The sequence below is a fragment of the Lunatibacter salilacus genome (assembly GCF_009797935.1).
Lineage (GTDB): Bacteria > Bacteroidota > Bacteroidia > Cytophagales > Cyclobacteriaceae > Lunatibacter > Lunatibacter salilacus.
In genome coordinates, this window is the sequence record NZ_VOLC01000026.1 from 1 (window position 1) to 17,013 (window position 17,013).

Genomic DNA, 17,013 nt, shown 5'->3' on the forward strand with positions numbered 1-17,013 from the left:
CCGTTGCGGCCGTTGCGGGAAACAAGAAAGGGAACCACTGAGGAGACGGAGAGACTAAGGGACTCAGAGAACATAGGGATTTCTAACCAACTTTGAGTTCTTTGCGGTCCTCTTATTAAGAGTTCTGTAGACGTCTTAATTTCCACGAAGATTTAAAAAAATCTTTGCGTCCTTAGCGCCTACTCTGCGCCCTTTGCGGTTAATCAAAATCTAGTAAACCGGGAATTCCTTTTCCAACCCTTCAAAATTATCAATCATATCCCATCCGTGATCCACATATCTACTTCTTGTCGTAGGAGCCAGCGACCCGAATTCCAGGAAATTCAAAGCTGCCCGGAGTCGGCTTTCATCCTCGTCTCCCCAATTGCGGGAGATGTCGTCGTTGACTAGAATATCTACTGGAAATCCGTCATAGAACTCTGCTTTTCCATTTGCATTGGCGATCGCGAAGGTAATCGGAACCAGCTCCACATCGTTGGTAGAAAGGGCTGTATTAAAGCGGGATAGTGGAAAGGACCCCACAGGCTTGCCATAAGTATTAGCCCCCACCAAGGTTATATCCATATATGGCTCAAGACAATTAATAATCAACTCAGAGGCAGAAGCGGAGTTTCTAGATGTGATGAACACCAGCTTACTAATTTCCAAACTTCCTGTTTTGCTGAAATTCTCGGATTCGTTTAAGTTGGATTTGTCTCCGTTAAGCGCATTGGTATACATCAATTTCCCAGAATGGATAGCGGGAATCAGGGCATTCATTATCTGTTCGGCGACATCTACCGATCCGCCGCCATTATATCTTAAGTCTAAGATCAACTCTTTAATATTGTTCTCTTCAAAGTATTTAAGGGCATCTTCCACTTCAAGGCTTTTGGTAGGCGTTTGCCCCCGAGTGGCCTGAAAACCGTTATAGGCCCAGTAACCTATGTTTTTTCCATCTCTTGTAAAAATCTGATTATGTAGAACGGAATTTGATTGGTAATCCGCCTTGCTCAAGAGACGGGTGGTAGTAGTTCCGTCGGGAAGTCGTAGCGTAAAATTGTTTTGGAACCCAGGTGTATTGGGTCCTAGTTGAAAGTTAAAGCCATTGCCCACCCGATAATCAGCAACGGGCCTCCCGTTAACGCCTACAATTTCCCAACCCCGTTGCCATCCATCTTTCCCGGCAGGGGATTCTGAATAGACAAAGGAAATATATAGGTTTCCATTTTCCCCGATACCAAATCCAAAACCATGGCCTGCATTTTGCCCGGTAAAAGACCTGTCGAATGCTTCCCGGGTAGTCAGATAAGACCAACGGTCAAGCGGCTGAAATATCAACCCGGAAAGTAGTTGGGTATATGAAGGGTAGCTGGTTACATCCACATTATCCGGAATCTGAGAATTCCAGAAATACCATTCCTTCATGGTCTGATAAATGGCTTCCTTTACATTGTTTTCCGTAATAACAGGGACTTCCTCATCCGGATAGCATGAAAACGTCCCCCCAACCAACAAACCCGAAATCAAAAAAACCAGTATTCGTTTATAAGTCATATTAGTAACTTTTTTTTACTCCGTCATATTAACGTAAAAGTATTTGTAATTGGTTTTATTTTTACAAAAACTAATTTTTTTATTTGTTTTGTAACCACCAATATTTTCCCTTGAAAAAATAATTCGATCTATTTGATAAACCTCTTGATAGATTCTTTTGTTATGCTGTCAATAGAAACGATCAAATCAACAGATGATAGAAAATATAGAAAATCAAATCGATTATAGAGAGGCCATTATTCATGGCTATGTGGAACATATATTGGAACACGGAAAGCAGCCCGCTTCCATTTTTAAGTTTGCCAAATCCCTCAATATGAAGGAGGAGGAATTTTATAATTATTTCACTTCCTTCGAGGCGATCAAATCCGCCGTCTGGGAAATGATATTTGACAAGACCGTTGCCGAGCTGGAAGGGCAGGAGGTATATCCAAGCTATACAGCCCGGGAGAAATTACTTGGATTTTTCTTTACTTGGATCGAGCACCTGAAAAAGAACAGGTCCTATCTGTTGAGCCTTTACGGTGGCAAAGGCGATTTAAGGAATCCCATACCACAGGAAATCAAATCATTCAAGTCCAAGGTTAAGGAATTTGCGAATGAAATCATATTGGAGGGAAAAGAAACCGAGGAAATCGCCAACCGTCCTTATATCAGTGACCGCTATGACGAAGCGATCTGGCTTCAAGTATTGTTTGTTTTTCAGTTTTGGATCAAAGATACTTCTCCTGGGTTTGAGAAAACTGATGCCGCTATTGAGAAGTCGGTAAATTTGGCTTTTGACCTGATGGGTAAAAGTGCCGTTGACAGCTTTGTGGATTTCGCCAAATTTTTATACCAATCTAAGTAATACATGTCAATCAACATCAAAGAACAAACCAGCATTCCGGTTTCCAAAGTACAGCGTGCGGCCAAATTTATCAAAACAGGTGCCCGAGTGGGAGGTAACTACATGAAGCACTATGCCCAAAAGGTAGTAAATCCTTCCATGACGAAAGACCAGCTGCACTTGGACAACGCCACGGATATTTATGATTCGCTTAGTGAACTGAAAGGAAGTGCATTAAAGGTCGCCCAAATGATGGCAATGGACAAGAATATGCTTCCCAGAGCCTATCAGGACAAATTTACTATGGCGCAGTATAGTGCGCCACCGCTTTCTTATCCCTTAGTGGTGAAGACGTTTAAACAGTATTTTGGAGAAACTCCGGAAGGCATGTTTGAAACCTTTACACCGTCGGCGGTAAACGCGGCTTCGATCGGGCAGGTACATCAGGCAACCAAGGATGGAAAAACCTATGCGGTTAAAATTCAGTATCCGGGAGTGGCATCCAGTGTGAGTTCGGATTTGAAGTTAGTGAGGCCCTTTGCCTTGCGCTTGTTGAACATGAATGAACGGGAACTGGATCATTACATGGATGAGGTGGAGGAGAAGTTGTTGGAAGAGACCAATTATGATTTGGAAATCAACCGGGGGACTGAAATCGCCACGGCCTGCGGGCATATAGACAATCTGACCTTTCCTATCTATTATAAGGAGCTAAGCAGCCCACGCATTATCACCATGGACTGGATGGAAGGCCTACATATCCGGGAATGGTTGTTAACCAATCCTTCTCAGGAATTGAAAAATAAGATTGGTCAGGCCATGTGGGATTTTTATCACTATCAGGTACACGAAATGCTTCAGGTACATGCCGATCCACATCCCGGGAATTTTATTATTCAGGAGGATGAAAAGCTGGCTGTTATTGACTTTGGATGTGTCAAAGTGATTCCGGAGGATTTCTATCAGGGATACTTTGCTCTGATCAAGAAAGATTTGTTGATCAAACAGGAGGAATTGGACCAGATATTCTTCGATTTGGAATTTATCAGCCATAAGGACACTCCTGTAGAGCAGGAATATTTTAAGTCGATTTTCAGGGAAATGATTTCCTTACTTGGAAGGCCATTTCATGTGGATGCCTTTGATTTTGCGGATGACAGTTATTTTCAGCAGATCTTTAAGTTGGGAGATAGAATATCAAATGACAAAATGTTCCGCAAGTCCAAACAGGCCCGTGGCTCCAGACATGGATTATATATAAATAGGACCTATTTCGGGCTCTACAATCTATTAAATCAACTCCAGGCAAATATCACAACGACAAAGCCGGATTGGTTGAAGTAAAATTTGCCCCAGAGGGGTGTAATCTTAGTAGCCAGGGGTGTAGCGGAGCCCCTGGTAATGAAGTATAGTTCGGTTTTGTTTTGGCAGCGGGGAAGGTTGTAGTGAGATTCCTTTCCCGCCAAAACCCTCAGCTGTTTATCTTTGCTCTCTTGAGGTATATAGCCCGCAGATATCGAAGATTTGCGCAGATTTTTTTTTGTGATTTAGGGGGTATGAATTACAAAAAATCAAAAATTAGCCACAGTGGGGTTTAATCTTAGTAGCCTTCTGCTCGCCTAGTTTTCATTGTTACCGCAAAGGGCGCAAAGTAGAGGCAAAGGCGGCAATGGATTTCACAAACTCTATGTGAACTACTGTTAACTATGTGGTTAAAAATAAGACCACGAATGCCTCATAGAAATTCAAAAACTCCGTGCCCTTTGTGTACCTTGGTGCTCTTTGTGGTCCTCCATTTTTTTTTAATTCCTAACCGGTAAATCCTTTTTTTTTTGGCAAGATATGCCTATACTCGTGAAAACTTTAACTGTCATGTCTTCAACCATTTCCCTAAATCCGGTCTATTCCCGTGAGCGGGTTGAATCGGAAACGACCCGAATTCCCACCTATGTGTACGCTTCTGTATTTTCCAGTCTATGTATTGCGGTGGGGCTAATATGGGATATTTCCTGGCATATGAGTGTGGGTAGGGATGGACTATTGTCGCCTCCCCATTTGGTAATGTATTTGGGGGCTGTGGTAGCCGGAGTATTTTCAGGTATAAGGGTGTTGAAAACAAGTTTCTGGGGCAGTGCCGGAGAAAAGGGAGCAAGCATAAAATTCTGGGGGATTTTTCACGGTTCACTGGGAGCTATGTTTTGCATTTGGGGGGCTTTTGCCATGTTGACCTCGGCACCTTTTGACGACTGGTGGCACAACACCTACGGGCTTGACGTGAAAATTCTTTCACCTCCCCACTTGGTGTTGGGCCTTGGAATGATCATGATACAGTTTGGCGCAATAGTCAGCGTCTTGGCCACGCAGAATAATTTTAACCTTTCGGAAAACCCGGCAATGAAGTCCCGTTTGCGCTGGTTGTTTGGGTTGTCCGCGGGCTTTCTGTTGGTGATGGCTTACATCATGGTTTCGGAATTTTTCTTTACCAACAAAATGCATGGCACCACGGCCTATAAAGTAGCGGCAATGATTTTTCCGCTCCTAATAATTTCTATTTCTTATGCATCTCCCTATAAGTGGGGGGGAACCATGATGGCTCTGGCATATTCTCTGCTTATGGCGGCCATGGTTTGGGTCCTGCCCCTGTTTTCAGCTGAGCCCAGGTTGAGTCCCATTTACAATCACATCACGAATTATCAACCTTTTCATTTTCCGCTGTTGTTGATCGTTCCAGCTATCGCAATTGACCTGATGGTAGCAAAGTGGAAAGTAATCAACCCTTGGATTTTATCGGTAGTTTTGTCAGTTGGATTCTTGGTCTTCTTTGTTCCTGTGCAGTGGGTCTTTGCAGACTTTTTACACACCGAAGCCGCAAGAGGTTGGTTTTTTGGCCGGTTTTCCTGGCCATACAGCAGTAACCCTGATTGGGAATACCGATTTGCGTTTTATCCTGGATCCATTGATACTGGGTGGGTGCTAGTAAAAGGTTTGGGAATAGCCCTGCTTTTTGGCATTCTCAGTTCCCGTATTGGGCTTGCGTTTGGTCGTTGGATGTCTCAGGTAAAGCGATAGGAAATGAAAATATTCAGAGATTATATTAAATTTTGCCTTTTAGTGGGGCTTTGGTTAGGCATCAGCAGCCATGTGGGAAGTCCAGGTGTCATTTATGAAGGCATGCTTGGTCCCTACCGGGTAATGGCAAATGTCAATCCACCTGATGTAATTCCGGGAATTGCGCTTGTAACCGTTATTTTGCCTGACAATCCGGATGGAATCTCTCTGGAAGCCAAGCCGGTCTATTGGTCTGCCGGACTTAGCGGGACTCCTATATCGGATCCTTTGATACCCGTAGAAGGCGAGATTGGGAAGTATGAACTGGAACTTTGGTTTATGGGTGCGGGTGCCTCCAGCGTACAGCTGATCCTTAGCCAGGGAGATAGGGTTTTTGAAACCACCATTCCCGTCATGGCCCTTCCAACAGCCCAAAAAGACATGCCTGTAAATTTGGGGTTGATTCTGTCCGCTTTGGGGCTTTTTTTGGTGATTTTAATGGTGACCATTATCGCCTCGGCTATGAGCGATAGCCTAAGAAGCCCGGGTGTGCCCAGGGAAAAAAGCGGAAATGCAAGGAAAACAAAGGGAGTGGTAATCGGAACCATTTGCATGCTGCTGATCCTGTGGGGAGGGAAATCCTGGTGGGACAACGAGGCCGACAGTTACCTGAAAAATATTTATAAACCCATAGCGGGAAATGCCTGGGTTGAATCATCCGATCAGGGAAATTTTCTTGAGCTTACGATAGATAAGGAGCAATTGCAATGGGGCAGTACAGTTCGAAAAATGAGCTATATCGTTCCGGATCATGGAAAGTTAATGCACCTGTTTTTGATTCGAAAAGACGACTTGGATGTGTTTGCGCACCTACACCCTCAGCGGATAGATTCACTGCATTTTCGAAGTGTGCTGCCTGATCTTCCGGCGGGCGATTACCATGTTTTCGCTGATTTTACGCGTTTTACCGGATTTTCGGAAACCATCGTCAGTGATCTTACTATTCCTGAAAATACCCCGTTCCGGCTTATTTCCGAGCGAAATGCCTCGTTGGACAGGGATGACAGCTTTCTTATTTCCAGCAAAACCTCCTCCCAGACGACTCCCAATTTACTGGATGCGGATTTTCTTCTTTGCGGGAAGCCGGGTATGCGCATCGATCTTGCCGGGGGGTATGGGGCCATGTGGCAATCTGAGACGGAAGATTATAAGGCAGGAAAACTTTATAGTCTGGATTTCGAGTTATTCGATCCCGAGGGTAACCCTGCTAATTTGGAGCCTTATTTGGGAATGATGGGGCATGCTGTAGCTATGAAATATGACGGATCAGTTTACATTCACTTGCATCCAACCGGAAACTATTCAATGGGTTCCCAAGAAATGCTCCTTGAACGCTTTGCCTCCGGAAAAACAGGATTTGGACAGTTGCCTACAGGGATGACGTTTATGGACAGCGTAGATCAAGTGATTTCTTGGATGGACCAGTTGCCAATTGCAGAACGTGACAGTCTATTGATGGGCAATGGGATGCATAACATGCCAGAGGATCCGGAACATGAAGGACATCAGATGGTCAGTTTTCCGTATGCCTTTCCTGAAGGCGGTGATTTTAGGGTCTGGATACAGGTGAAGATCGATGGACAGATCCTAAACGGCGCATTCGATGTAGCGGTATCGGATTGATGGTAGACAAAGGTTGATTTAAGGAAGGACCTTACTTACTTTGTGAACAAGCTTATATGCCAGATGCGGGTCGTCCATCTGATTTACAGTACCTGTGAAATATGCTTTTTTCTCAGGAACATAAAGGGCGAAAGCACCGGAAAAACCCGTCATACCAAGAAGCGCCGGCTGCTTGGAGAAAAATGCAGGTAAACCATGGGGCTCATATTTGCCTAACCCCAATCCATAAAATTGACCGTTACCGGCCGGCAGCCAAGTTTCCATTTCCGTGAAATATTCCGCGGGAAATAAACTCCCATGAAAAAAAGCCCGAAGAAACGCCATACTGTCTTTGGCAGTGCTGACCATTCCTCCAACAGGGCCAAAAGATTGCATAAAATTGGGAGCACTTAATCGGGTGTCTTTGTAATAAAAGGCAACAGGCGTTCTGTCCGTGGGGTTGTCATAAGTGTAGGTTTGATTGAGTCCCAAGGGCCGAAGTTGAAATTCCTTGAGCAGGGACTCCAATGTTTTATTGCCTGCGTGTTCAATGGCAAGTCCCAGAAGATAATAATTGGACCGGGAAAAAAATGCTTTTTTGCTATTTCCGGGAGCGAAAGCGGCGTCACTACTTCTGATTAATTCATGCGTAGCTTGTTGGTTCCACGAAAAATCCGTGTTTTCTTCCAACCTGTCTAAAAATGACGGGTGGTTGTCTTTTTTATGTGTAAAAAAATCCCCCAAGCCGGATCGGTGTGATAAGAGGTGCCCGATTTCAATGTGAGTGGATAGATCTTTATTTCTCCATACCAACAAATTTTTGCCATCCTCTTCGGGAAGGTACCGGATTATTTTATCAGCCAGCTTCCATTTGCCTCTTGCCCTTAGCTTAAGCGTCATGGCGGCAACATGCATAAAGGAAACCTCGGAAAGGAAATATGGGCTGGTAGTTTCTAAATTCCCCACAGCCCCTTTCCAATCAATTGGTTCACTCCCGTCTCCGTGAATATGCAAAATAGCGCCTTTTAACTGTTTGCCTTCCAGAAACCCACGCAAGCACTTTTCTAGATTTAGGTGTAGTTCCTTAGTCGTCAGTGGCAAATGTTCCATGGAAAGGATGCTGTTTTAATGAATTTCAATATACGCCTAAAATTGAAAAATAGTAAATTAAAACTACCTATTCACGGTAATTTAATACAGGTGGTGTTGCTCCTATGTTAAATCCAGAGTGGATAGAGGAGATTCAAGTATTTAAGTGTATTTAAAACACAATTATATAATATCCTACGGGGCTATTTTGAGGCTTTTCTAAAACTTGTGCATTAGTTTTTTGTGATTTTATTTTTAAAAAAACTGAATTGACTATATTGCACCGTCTATTTTCGTACAAACCAAATAATTTTGTTATTCGTGTAAACCCATTAACGCATTCCACTATTCATGAATTTTACAGCCTTAGACCTAACCATCTTTATTGGATATTGCCTTCTGATTATTCTGATGGGATACTTTGTTTCCCGAGAAAAGAAAGGCCATATCAAAGATTCCAACGATTACTTTTTAGCCAGTAAAGCCCTACCCTGGTGGGCGGTTGGTGCATCACTGATCGCATCCAATATCTCTGCCGAGCAGTTTATTGGTATGTCAGGATCCGGGTTTGCACTTGGGTTGGCCATTTCTACCTATGAATGGATGGCGGCTGCCACGCTGGTAATTGTGGCTATTTTCTTCCTTCCCATTTATTTGAAAGAAGGAATTAGTACTATGCCCCAATTTCTGCTGAAGCGATACGACAGCCGGGTTAGGACCACCATGGCTATCTTCTGGTTATTGGTTTATGTATTTGTCAATCTTACATCGGTACTATACCTCGGGGCACTGAGTCTGGATACCATTCTGGGCATTCCTTTAGGATATGGAATTGCGGGGCTGGCTGTTTTTGCTATGCTTTACTCCATATATGGTGGGCTTAAGGCTGTTGCATGGACGGATGTAATTCAGGTGTTTTTCTTAGTGGGAGGAGGATTGGCGACTACATATCTCGCCCTATCTTTAGTTGGTGAGGGAGACGTCATAGGGGGATTTGTGTCGTTGGTGCAGGAAGCACCCTCTCATTTCAAAATGATTATAAAGGAAGGCGAAATGATGATCCCTGACGGCGCCGGAGGGACACGGGATGCCTATCTCGATTTGCCTGGCATAAGTGTATTGATTGGCGGCATGTGGGTAATCAACCTAAATTACTGGGGTTTTAACCAGTACATCACCCAACGGGCGTTGGCTGCAAAATCTCTCAATGAAGCACAAAAAGGGATGATTTTTGCTGGATTTCTGAAGCTATTAATGCCATTGATCGTTGTGATTCCCGGAATTGCGGCCTTTGTGATAGTAAGAGACGGCATTGATACATCTTTTATTCAGTCAATGACCGATCCTGAAGCCGGAATTATAAAATCAGACCGGGCATACCCCACATTATTGCAGCTCTTGCCATCTGGACTGAAAGGGCTGGCCTTCGCCGCATTGACAGCAGCGATCGTTTCCTCCTTGGCATCTATGGCCAACAGTACATCGACCATCTTTACATTGGATATCTACAAAAATTTCTTTGACACCAAAGCGTCAGAAGTTAAGCAAGTTAGGGTTGGAAGGATTACAGCCGTTGTTGCCTTCATTATTGCAGCCTTGGTGGCACCTGCATTGCGGGAACTGGATCAGGCCTTTCAGTATATTCAGGAATATACAGGATTTATATCCCCGGGTGTTTTTGCGATTTTCATATTCGGCTTTTTCTGGAAAAAAACCACTTCCAATGCCGCATTAACCGCAGCTGCATTGACCATTCCATTATCCATGCTGTTTAAATTTATCACTCCGGGGCTTCCGTTTATTGACCGTATGGGAGTAGTGTTTTTGATTATTTCAGCAGTGATTATTGCGGTTAGCCTCTTTGAAGGAAAAGGAAAAGACCATCCAAAGGGCATAGAAATTTCACCGGACCTATTTAAAACGAGTACTAAATTTAAAATTGGTGCCATTATCATCATGGGCATTATTGCTGCCCTGTATATTAGGTTTTGGTAACATATAATTATATTTAAACTTCATGAGAGAACTATTAATAGGATATGATATCGGCAGTTCGTCTGTCAAAACAACACTTTTAAATGCCCAAACCGGCAAAGTAATCAGCTCGGCTAGCTTGCCAAAAGAGGAAATGACCATTCATTCCCCTCAAAGAGAGTGGGCGGAACAACATCCCGACACCTGGTGGAAATATATTCAGGAAACCACGCAAATAGTGGTAAAGGAAGCCAACATCAAACCCGGTGAAGTTCTGGGTATTGGCATATCATACCAGATGCACGGTTTGGTGATGATAGACAAAAACCGGGAGGTAATACGTCCCGCAATAATATGGTGCGATAGTCGGGCGGTGGAAATTGGAAACAAGGCATTCTCCGATTTGGGAAGTGACTATTGCTTAGAACATTTACTGAATTCCCCGGGAAATTTTACCGCTTCAAAACTGAAATGGGTAAAAGAAAATGAGCCGTCCAACTTTGATCGGGTCTATAAAATAATGCTTCCTGGAGATTATATCGCCATGAAGTTGACCGGAGAAATCCTGACCTCGGAGACAGGCCTTTCCGAAGGTATCTTTTGGGATTTTCTTGCGAATGGCGTTTCCTCGAAACTGCTTGATTATTATGGATTGGACCAGAACATATTGCCGGATGCAGTTCCCTCATTTAGTTATCAGGGAAAACTGACTTCAAATGCGGCTACTCTATTGGGCCTTGAAGCGGGTATACCCATTGCCTACCGCGCAGGAGACCAGCCGAACAATGCATTTTCCCTTAATGTACTCGAAGACGGAGAACTGGCCACCACTGCCGGTACTTCCGGTACGGTGTATGGGGTAAGTCTTAAGCCGGTTTTTGATCCAGCGTCAAGGGTCAATACCTTTGTCCATGTGAACCATAAGAAAAAAGACCCCAGATATGGCGTTTTACTCTGTGTGAACGGAACTGGAATTCTAAACAGCTGGATCAAAAAGATGATTGGTGGCAATTCCATCAGCTACGACCAAATGAATGATCTTGCGGCTGAGGTTCCCATAGGAGCCGAAGGGCTTAACATTATACCATTTGGAAACGGGGTAGAGCGCATCATGCAAAACCGCCAAGTTGATGCCCACCTTTCAGGAATAAACCTGCTCAAACACGACAAGCGCCACGTCCTCCGTGCCGGACAGGAAGGCATAGTCAGTTCCCTAACCTTTGGCTTCAATATCATGAAAGGAATGGGGCTAAACCTGAACACCGTTAAAGCCGGTCGGGCAAACATGTTCCTAAGCCCCTTGTTCCGTGAAGCCTTTGTCAATATGAATGATGTTGTACTTCAACTATACGATACAGACGGTTCGCAAGGAGCTGCTAGGGGAGCCGGAATTGGAGCCGGAAGGTATTCCACAAACAAAGAAGCATTTGTAGGGCTTGAAAAATTGGCCGAAATTGCTCCTTCGGAGGAGCTGAAATCAGCCTACGGGGAGGTTTACCAACGATGGGAAGCCTATCTGAACAAACTTTGAACAAATCTATAGCATTAAAACCAAACCAAAAAACGAATTAACACATGTCTAAAACCTATTTTCCTACTGTCGACAAAATCAAATTTGAGGGAAGAGAATCCACCAATCCGCTGGCATTTAAATTTTATGATGAAAACCGCGTGATTGCGGGCAAATCAATGAAGGATCATTTTCGATTTGCCATCGCCTATTGGCATTCTTTCTGTGCTACGGGAAATGACCCCTTCGGTCCAGGCACCATGGTGCGTGAGTGGGACAAGGCATCCGATGCGGTGCAGCGTGCCAAAGATAAAATGGATGCTGCCTTTGAATTTATAGGTAAAATCGGAGCTCCATTCTATTGTTTTCACGATATTGACTTGGTAGATGAGGGAGATTCCCTTTCGCAATATGAAAGAAGACTTGCGGCCATCGTGGACTATGCGAAACAAAAGCAGTCCGAAACGGGCATCAAACTTCTTTGGGGTACAGCCAACGTGTTTAGCAATCCCCGCTACATGAATGGTGCCTCTACCAATCCGGATTTCAACGTAGTGGCCCATGCCGCCACGCAGGTGAAAAATGCCATTGATGCAACTATAGCCCTTGGAGGAGAAAATTATGTTTTCTGGGGAGGAAGAGAAGGCTATATGTCCTTACTCAATACCGATATGAAACGGGAAACAGAACATCTGGCCCAATTCCTGACCATGGCCCGTGACTACGGGAGAAAGCAGGGATTTAAAGGTACGTTCCTTATCGAACCTAAGCCAATGGAGCCTACAAAGCACCAATACGATTACGATGCGGCCACAGTAATTGGATTTTTAAGGCATTATGGATTGGATAAGGATTTCAAGCTTAACTTGGAGGTAAACCATGCCACTTTGGCGGGGCATACCTTTCAGCATGAACTTCAGGTGGCTTTGGATGCAGGGCTTTTGGGAAGCATAGATGCGAATAGAGGTGATTACCAAAATGGATGGGATACCGACCAGTTTGCAATCAACTTACAGGAACTTACCGAATCCATGTTGGTTCTCCTACAGGGAGATGGATTTACAACTGGCGGCGTAAATTTTGACGCGAAAATCAGAAGAAATTCCACGGATTTGGAAGATTTGTTCCATGCACATGTGGGAAGTATGGATGCCTTTGCCAGGAGTTTAATAATTGCCAATGACATTATCGAAAAATCTCCTTATGAGTCAATGCGAAAAGAGCGGTATGCTTCATTTGATTCCGGCAAAGGGAAAGAGTTCGAAACGGGCAAGTTGACCTTGGAGGATCTGAGATCCCACGCTATGGAAACCGGAGAACCCAAGCAAACGAGTGGGAAACAGGAAATGTATGAGAACATACTAAATCAGTTTATTTAAAAGGTAAATTGACAATGAATTTATGTCTGGGATTTATTTGAGCGATTGATCTCAGAATGGGGTTTATTGGTCAGCTAATTACTGAAATAAATCTGCTGAAATAAAATTAAAGCCTATCCAGCAAATGTTGGGTAGGCTTTTTGGTACTTTAGAAATAATAACAGTGATATCAGAATCAGCAACACCGGAAAAAAGAAATCTTAGGGAAGTTTCGCTAAATGCGGATTTGGTGGTAATCGGAGGTGGTATGGCGGGTGTATGCTGTGCCATTACTGCCGCTAGGGAAGGATTGGAGGTAACCTTGGTTCAAGACAGGCCAGTATTAGGTGGGAATGCATCCTCGGAGATCCGTCTTTGGATTTTGGGAGCCACCTCCAGCATGGGCAACAATAACCGCTGGGCCAGGGAAGGGGGCGTGATTGATGAGATTTTGCTGGAAAACATTTACCGAAATCCGGAAGGCAACGCGCTGATTTTGGACACTGTTATTTTGGAAAAAGTAGTTGTCGAGAAAAACATCACCTTGCTGCTGAATACTGCCGTATATGATGTAGAAAAGAAAGGTGAGAATGTAATTCACTCCGTATCCGCATTTTGCAGTCAGAACAGTACGGTATATAGGCTGAACAGCAAGCTGTTTGTGGATGCATCCGGTGACGGGATTGTCGGGTATCTTTCTGGAGCAGCATATAGAATTGGTGCCGAGACCAAAGAAGAATTCGATGAAGCATTTGCTCCGGATAAGTCTTACGGAGAGCTGCTGGGGCATTCCATTTATTTTCACAGCAAGAAAACCGATAAGCCAGTCCGTTTTATTCCCCCATCCTTTGCTAACCCGGATATTGCCAATCTCCCACGTTTCCGGTCTTTTAATTTGCGGGATAGGGGATGTAGACTTTGGTGGGTGGAGTATGGTGGCAGATTGGATACCATTCATGACAGTGAGCAAATTAAATGGGAGCTGTGGCGAATTATCTATGGCATCTGGGATCATATCAAAAATTCCGGCGAGTATCCGGAAGCAGAAAATGATACCTTGGAATGGGTAGGCATGATCCCTGGAAAACGGGAAAGTCGACGGTTCGAAGGGGACTATATGCTGAGTCAAAAGGATGTTGTTGAGCAACGGGACCATGCGGATGTGGTGTCCTATGGAGGATGGGCACTCGACCTTCATCCTGCGGATGGGGTTTATGGTGAAAAGCCCGGGTGTACGCAGTGGCATTCTAAAGGGATTTACCAGATTCCCTTTAGGACCATGTATAGCCGAAATATAAAAAACCTTTTTTTGGCCGGACGGATAATTAGTGCCAGCCATGTGGCCTTTGGCTCCTCCAGGGTCATGGCCACCTGTGCGCATAATGCCCAAGCGGTTGCTATGGCGGCCGTTTTGTGCACCCATTCCAATTTGTTTCCCAGGGATTTGTTAGCTGTTGACAGGATGAGCAAATTCCAACAAAAACTCCAAGCTACCGGACAATACCTACCCAAAGTTCCTTGGAGGGATCCGGATAATTTAGTCAAAACAGCCCAAATCACAGCATCTTCTACCTTTGACCTTAGCCAGCTTCCGGCTGACGGGCCATGGAGGCAATTGGATTTTGGTATGGCCCAACTCATGCCGTTGGCCGCAGGCGAGATTCCTGCCTTGAAGATTCGGATCAGGGCTTCTGAACCTACAGTGATTAAGCTAATGCTTCAAATTGCTGTACGTGAGGGTAACTTTACCCCAGATAGGATCTTATCCGAAAAGGAAGTGGCGGTAACGACGGGAGAACAGGATCTGTGGCTGTCTTTTGAGGGGGAATTGAAATCTCCAAGCTATGCTTTTTTTTCGCTTATGGCGAATGATAAAATTGAAGTAGCCTCTTCGAATACCCGGATTTCCGGGATAATGCCTGTATTTAACAAATTCAACCGGGATGTAGCTGTCAGCGCCAGACAGAACCCACCGGATGGCCTTGGGATAGATTCCTTTGAATTTTGGCTACCAGAAAGAAGGCCTGGGGGACAGAACTTGGCATTTGCCAGTTACCGGCCTTTTTCCGCCTTTTCCACTGACTTTTTGACCAATGGCTATTTTCGACCTACCACGCAAACAAACGCCTGGGTGGGGGCTTTGGAAGACAGCAATCCTTCATTGACGATATCGTGGAAGGAAGTACAGCAAATCAGGTGCATAGTCTTATGGTTTGATACAGATGCGGATCATCCACTTGAGTCCACCCTAAGGGGTCATGACGAACGGGTGATGCCCGGCTGTGTACAGGCTTACAGGATTTGGGATGGAAATGGAGTATTAGTATATGAAGAAAAGGATAACCACCAAACGAGAAATGAAATCGTACTAAAAGAAGTGATTGAAACACAGTCTTTGCGGATAGAATTGACGCACCCTCAGAAATCAATCCCTGCTGGATTGTTTGGAGTAGGTGTATATCCGTATTAGATGTTTTAAAAAAAATTCTCCGAGCCCTCTGTAAACTTTGTGATCGTCGTGGTCCCTTTTTTCTCGCAGCGGACGCAACGATTGCGCAGCGGACGCAACGTTCTCAATTTTCTATGTGCCTACATAGTTTAATTTTTTGTTTAACACAGGGGGCGCAACGAATTTCAAATAAATCTCTTTGTCCTAATATGTGAATCATTTAAAAAAGACCACAAAGGGCACAAAGAAGGCACAAAGTCCACAAAGAAATAAAGCCTAAGAGTCCTCTGTGCAACCTTAGTGATCTTTGTGATCCCTTTAAAAAAGACCGCAAAGGACGCAAAGTGTTGGTAAAAAAATCCTTCGTGAAGTTGGATAATTGGCGGTGGTGTAAAGAAATTCGAAATTTTGGGCTCACACACTAAGTGCTTTCACGTACTATTAGCGTGGGCACGATCAATCGCTCCTCCACTTTTACAATTTCTTCATCTGATTCTACGGCATCCAAAATAATCCGTGCCGCCATTTGCCCCATTTCAAAGGATGGCTGTGACATGGTGCTGATGGATGGAGTAATAAACTTTCCCGTAATATCATTTCCAAAACCAGCAATAGCAAGTTCCTCGGGAACCTTTATTCCCATTTTTTGGGCTTTATGAAGGACGCCAATTGCCAAGATATCCGCAAAGCAGAAAATTGCATCCGGTTTTGGGTCCTGCTTCCATAGGGATACTAATGCCTCACCTGCCAGTTCAAAAGTGAAATCTTCCAAAGCTACCACGAGGTCTTGGTGAATATGTATATCTGCCTGTTCTAGTGCAATTCGAAAGCCTTCATACCGTTTGCGACAAACTCCCAAAGACATGGGTCCGCCGATATACGCAATGTTTTTTTTGCCTCTCGAAATAAGATGATTTGCCATTTCTCTTGCTCCGCTGGCATCATCTGTTTTAATCATTGAGGTTTGTATCGATTCACAAGTCCGTTCAAACAGTACCACGGGTATATCCCGATCGAGGATATGTTGAATGTGGTCAAAGGTTTGGGTTTCTTTGGAAAAAGCAATAATAATCCCATCCACCCGGCTGTTTGCCAAGGTCTCCACGATAGCTTCCTCTTTTACAAAGGATTCTCCGGATTGGAAGATCATAACCTTATAGCCTTTTTCATAGGCTATATTCTCTATGCCAGCAATGGAGTTTGACCAAAAATAGCGGTTAATAGTAGGGACAACAATTCCAATTATGTTTGATCTCTTGCTACTGAGACTACTGGCAAGCAGGTTGGGATGATAGTCCATTTCTTTGGCCATTTGGAGAACGGCCTTCTTAGTCTCTTTCCTAATTTCCGATGAATTTCTCATCGCGCGGGAAACGGTGGCTACAGAAACATTTAACTTCTCGGCGATGTCTTTAATGGTTATGGGTTTTTTCAATGGGGTTTATGTCAGGAGTGATAAATTTTGGATTGCAAGTTAAACGAAGGAAAGTTTGAAAACTGATTTTTTAAAATTTTTCTGAAAATTCAATGAAAACTACATTTTCAATTTACTGCAATT

General features: G+C 44.1%; 11 protein-coding genes. 8 read left to right on the forward strand and 3 right to left on the reverse strand.

The window, feature by feature from the left end:
* Nucleotides 1-210: 210 nt before the first annotated feature.
* A complete protein-coding gene (locus FQ608_RS24710) occupies nt 211-1,536 on the reverse strand; it encodes a S41 family peptidase (protein ID WP_158861174.1) in 1,326 nt (441 codons plus the stop codon).
* Nucleotides 1,537-1,729: 193 nt separating this feature from the next.
* Between FQ608_RS24710 and FQ608_RS24715 the strand changes: the two genes are divergently transcribed.
* From FQ608_RS24715 to FQ608_RS24730, 4 genes are all read left to right on the forward strand, one after another.
* Complete coding sequence (locus tag FQ608_RS24715; RefSeq protein WP_158861175.1) at nt 1,730-2,386, forward strand: TetR/AcrR family transcriptional regulator; 657 nt, start codon at nt 1,730-1,732, stop codon at nt 2,384-2,386.
* A gap of 3 nt (nt 2,387-2,389) precedes the next feature.
* Nucleotides 2,390-3,709, forward strand: a complete 1,320-nt coding sequence (locus FQ608_RS24720; protein WP_158861176.1) for an ABC1 kinase family protein — start codon at nt 2,390-2,392, stop codon at nt 3,707-3,709.
* 528 nt (nt 3,710-4,237) lie between these two features.
* On the forward strand, nt 4,238-5,434 hold the full coding sequence (locus FQ608_RS24725; RefSeq protein ID WP_234364382.1) for a hypothetical protein: 1,197 nt from the start codon (nt 4,238-4,240) through the stop codon (nt 5,432-5,434).
* 3 nt (nt 5,435-5,437) lie between these two features.
* The gene (locus FQ608_RS24730) at nt 5,438-7,096 is read left to right on the forward strand and encodes a hypothetical protein (RefSeq protein ID WP_158861177.1); all 1,659 of its coding nucleotides are present in this window, start codon (nt 5,438-5,440) and stop codon (nt 7,094-7,096) included.
* 18 nt (nt 7,097-7,114) lie between these two features.
* On the opposite strand, the gene FQ608_RS24735 is transcribed toward FQ608_RS24730, so the two are convergent.
* Nucleotides 7,115-8,185: a serine hydrolase domain-containing protein gene (locus FQ608_RS24735; protein WP_158861178.1), complete on the reverse strand. Its 1,071-nt coding sequence runs from the start codon at nt 8,183-8,185 to the stop codon at nt 7,115-7,117.
* Between the two features lie 330 nt (nt 8,186-8,515).
* Here FQ608_RS24735 and FQ608_RS24740 point away from each other — a divergent pair, with 330 nt between their 5' ends.
* The 4 genes from FQ608_RS24740 to FQ608_RS24755 all read left to right on the forward strand — a co-directional run bounded on the left by FQ608_RS24740 (nt 8,516) and on the right by FQ608_RS24755 (nt 15,476).
* A complete protein-coding gene (locus FQ608_RS24740; RefSeq protein WP_158861179.1) occupies nt 8,516-10,159 on the forward strand; it encodes a sodium/sugar symporter in 1,644 nt (547 codons plus the stop codon).
* Nucleotides 10,160-10,181: 22 nt separating this feature from the next.
* The gene (locus FQ608_RS24745; protein ID WP_158861180.1) at nt 10,182-11,669 is read left to right on the forward strand and encodes a xylulokinase; all 1,488 of its coding nucleotides are present in this window, start codon (nt 10,182-10,184) and stop codon (nt 11,667-11,669) included.
* Between the two features lie 44 nt (nt 11,670-11,713).
* On the forward strand, nt 11,714-13,027 hold the full coding sequence (xylA, locus tag FQ608_RS24750; protein ID WP_158861181.1) for a xylose isomerase: 1,314 nt from the start codon (nt 11,714-11,716) through the stop codon (nt 13,025-13,027).
* Between the two features lie 124 nt (nt 13,028-13,151).
* Nucleotides 13,152-15,476: an FAD-dependent oxidoreductase gene (locus FQ608_RS24755; RefSeq protein ID WP_158861182.1), complete on the forward strand. Its 2,325-nt coding sequence runs from the start codon at nt 13,152-13,154 to the stop codon at nt 15,474-15,476.
* A 400-nt stretch (nt 15,477-15,876) separates the two neighbouring features.
* Here FQ608_RS24755 and FQ608_RS24760 read toward each other — a convergent pair whose 3' ends face one another.
* Complete coding sequence (locus FQ608_RS24760) at nt 15,877-16,890, reverse strand: LacI family DNA-binding transcriptional regulator (protein ID WP_158861183.1); 1,014 nt, start codon at nt 16,888-16,890, stop codon at nt 15,877-15,879.
* Nucleotides 16,891-17,013 lie beyond the last annotated feature (123 nt).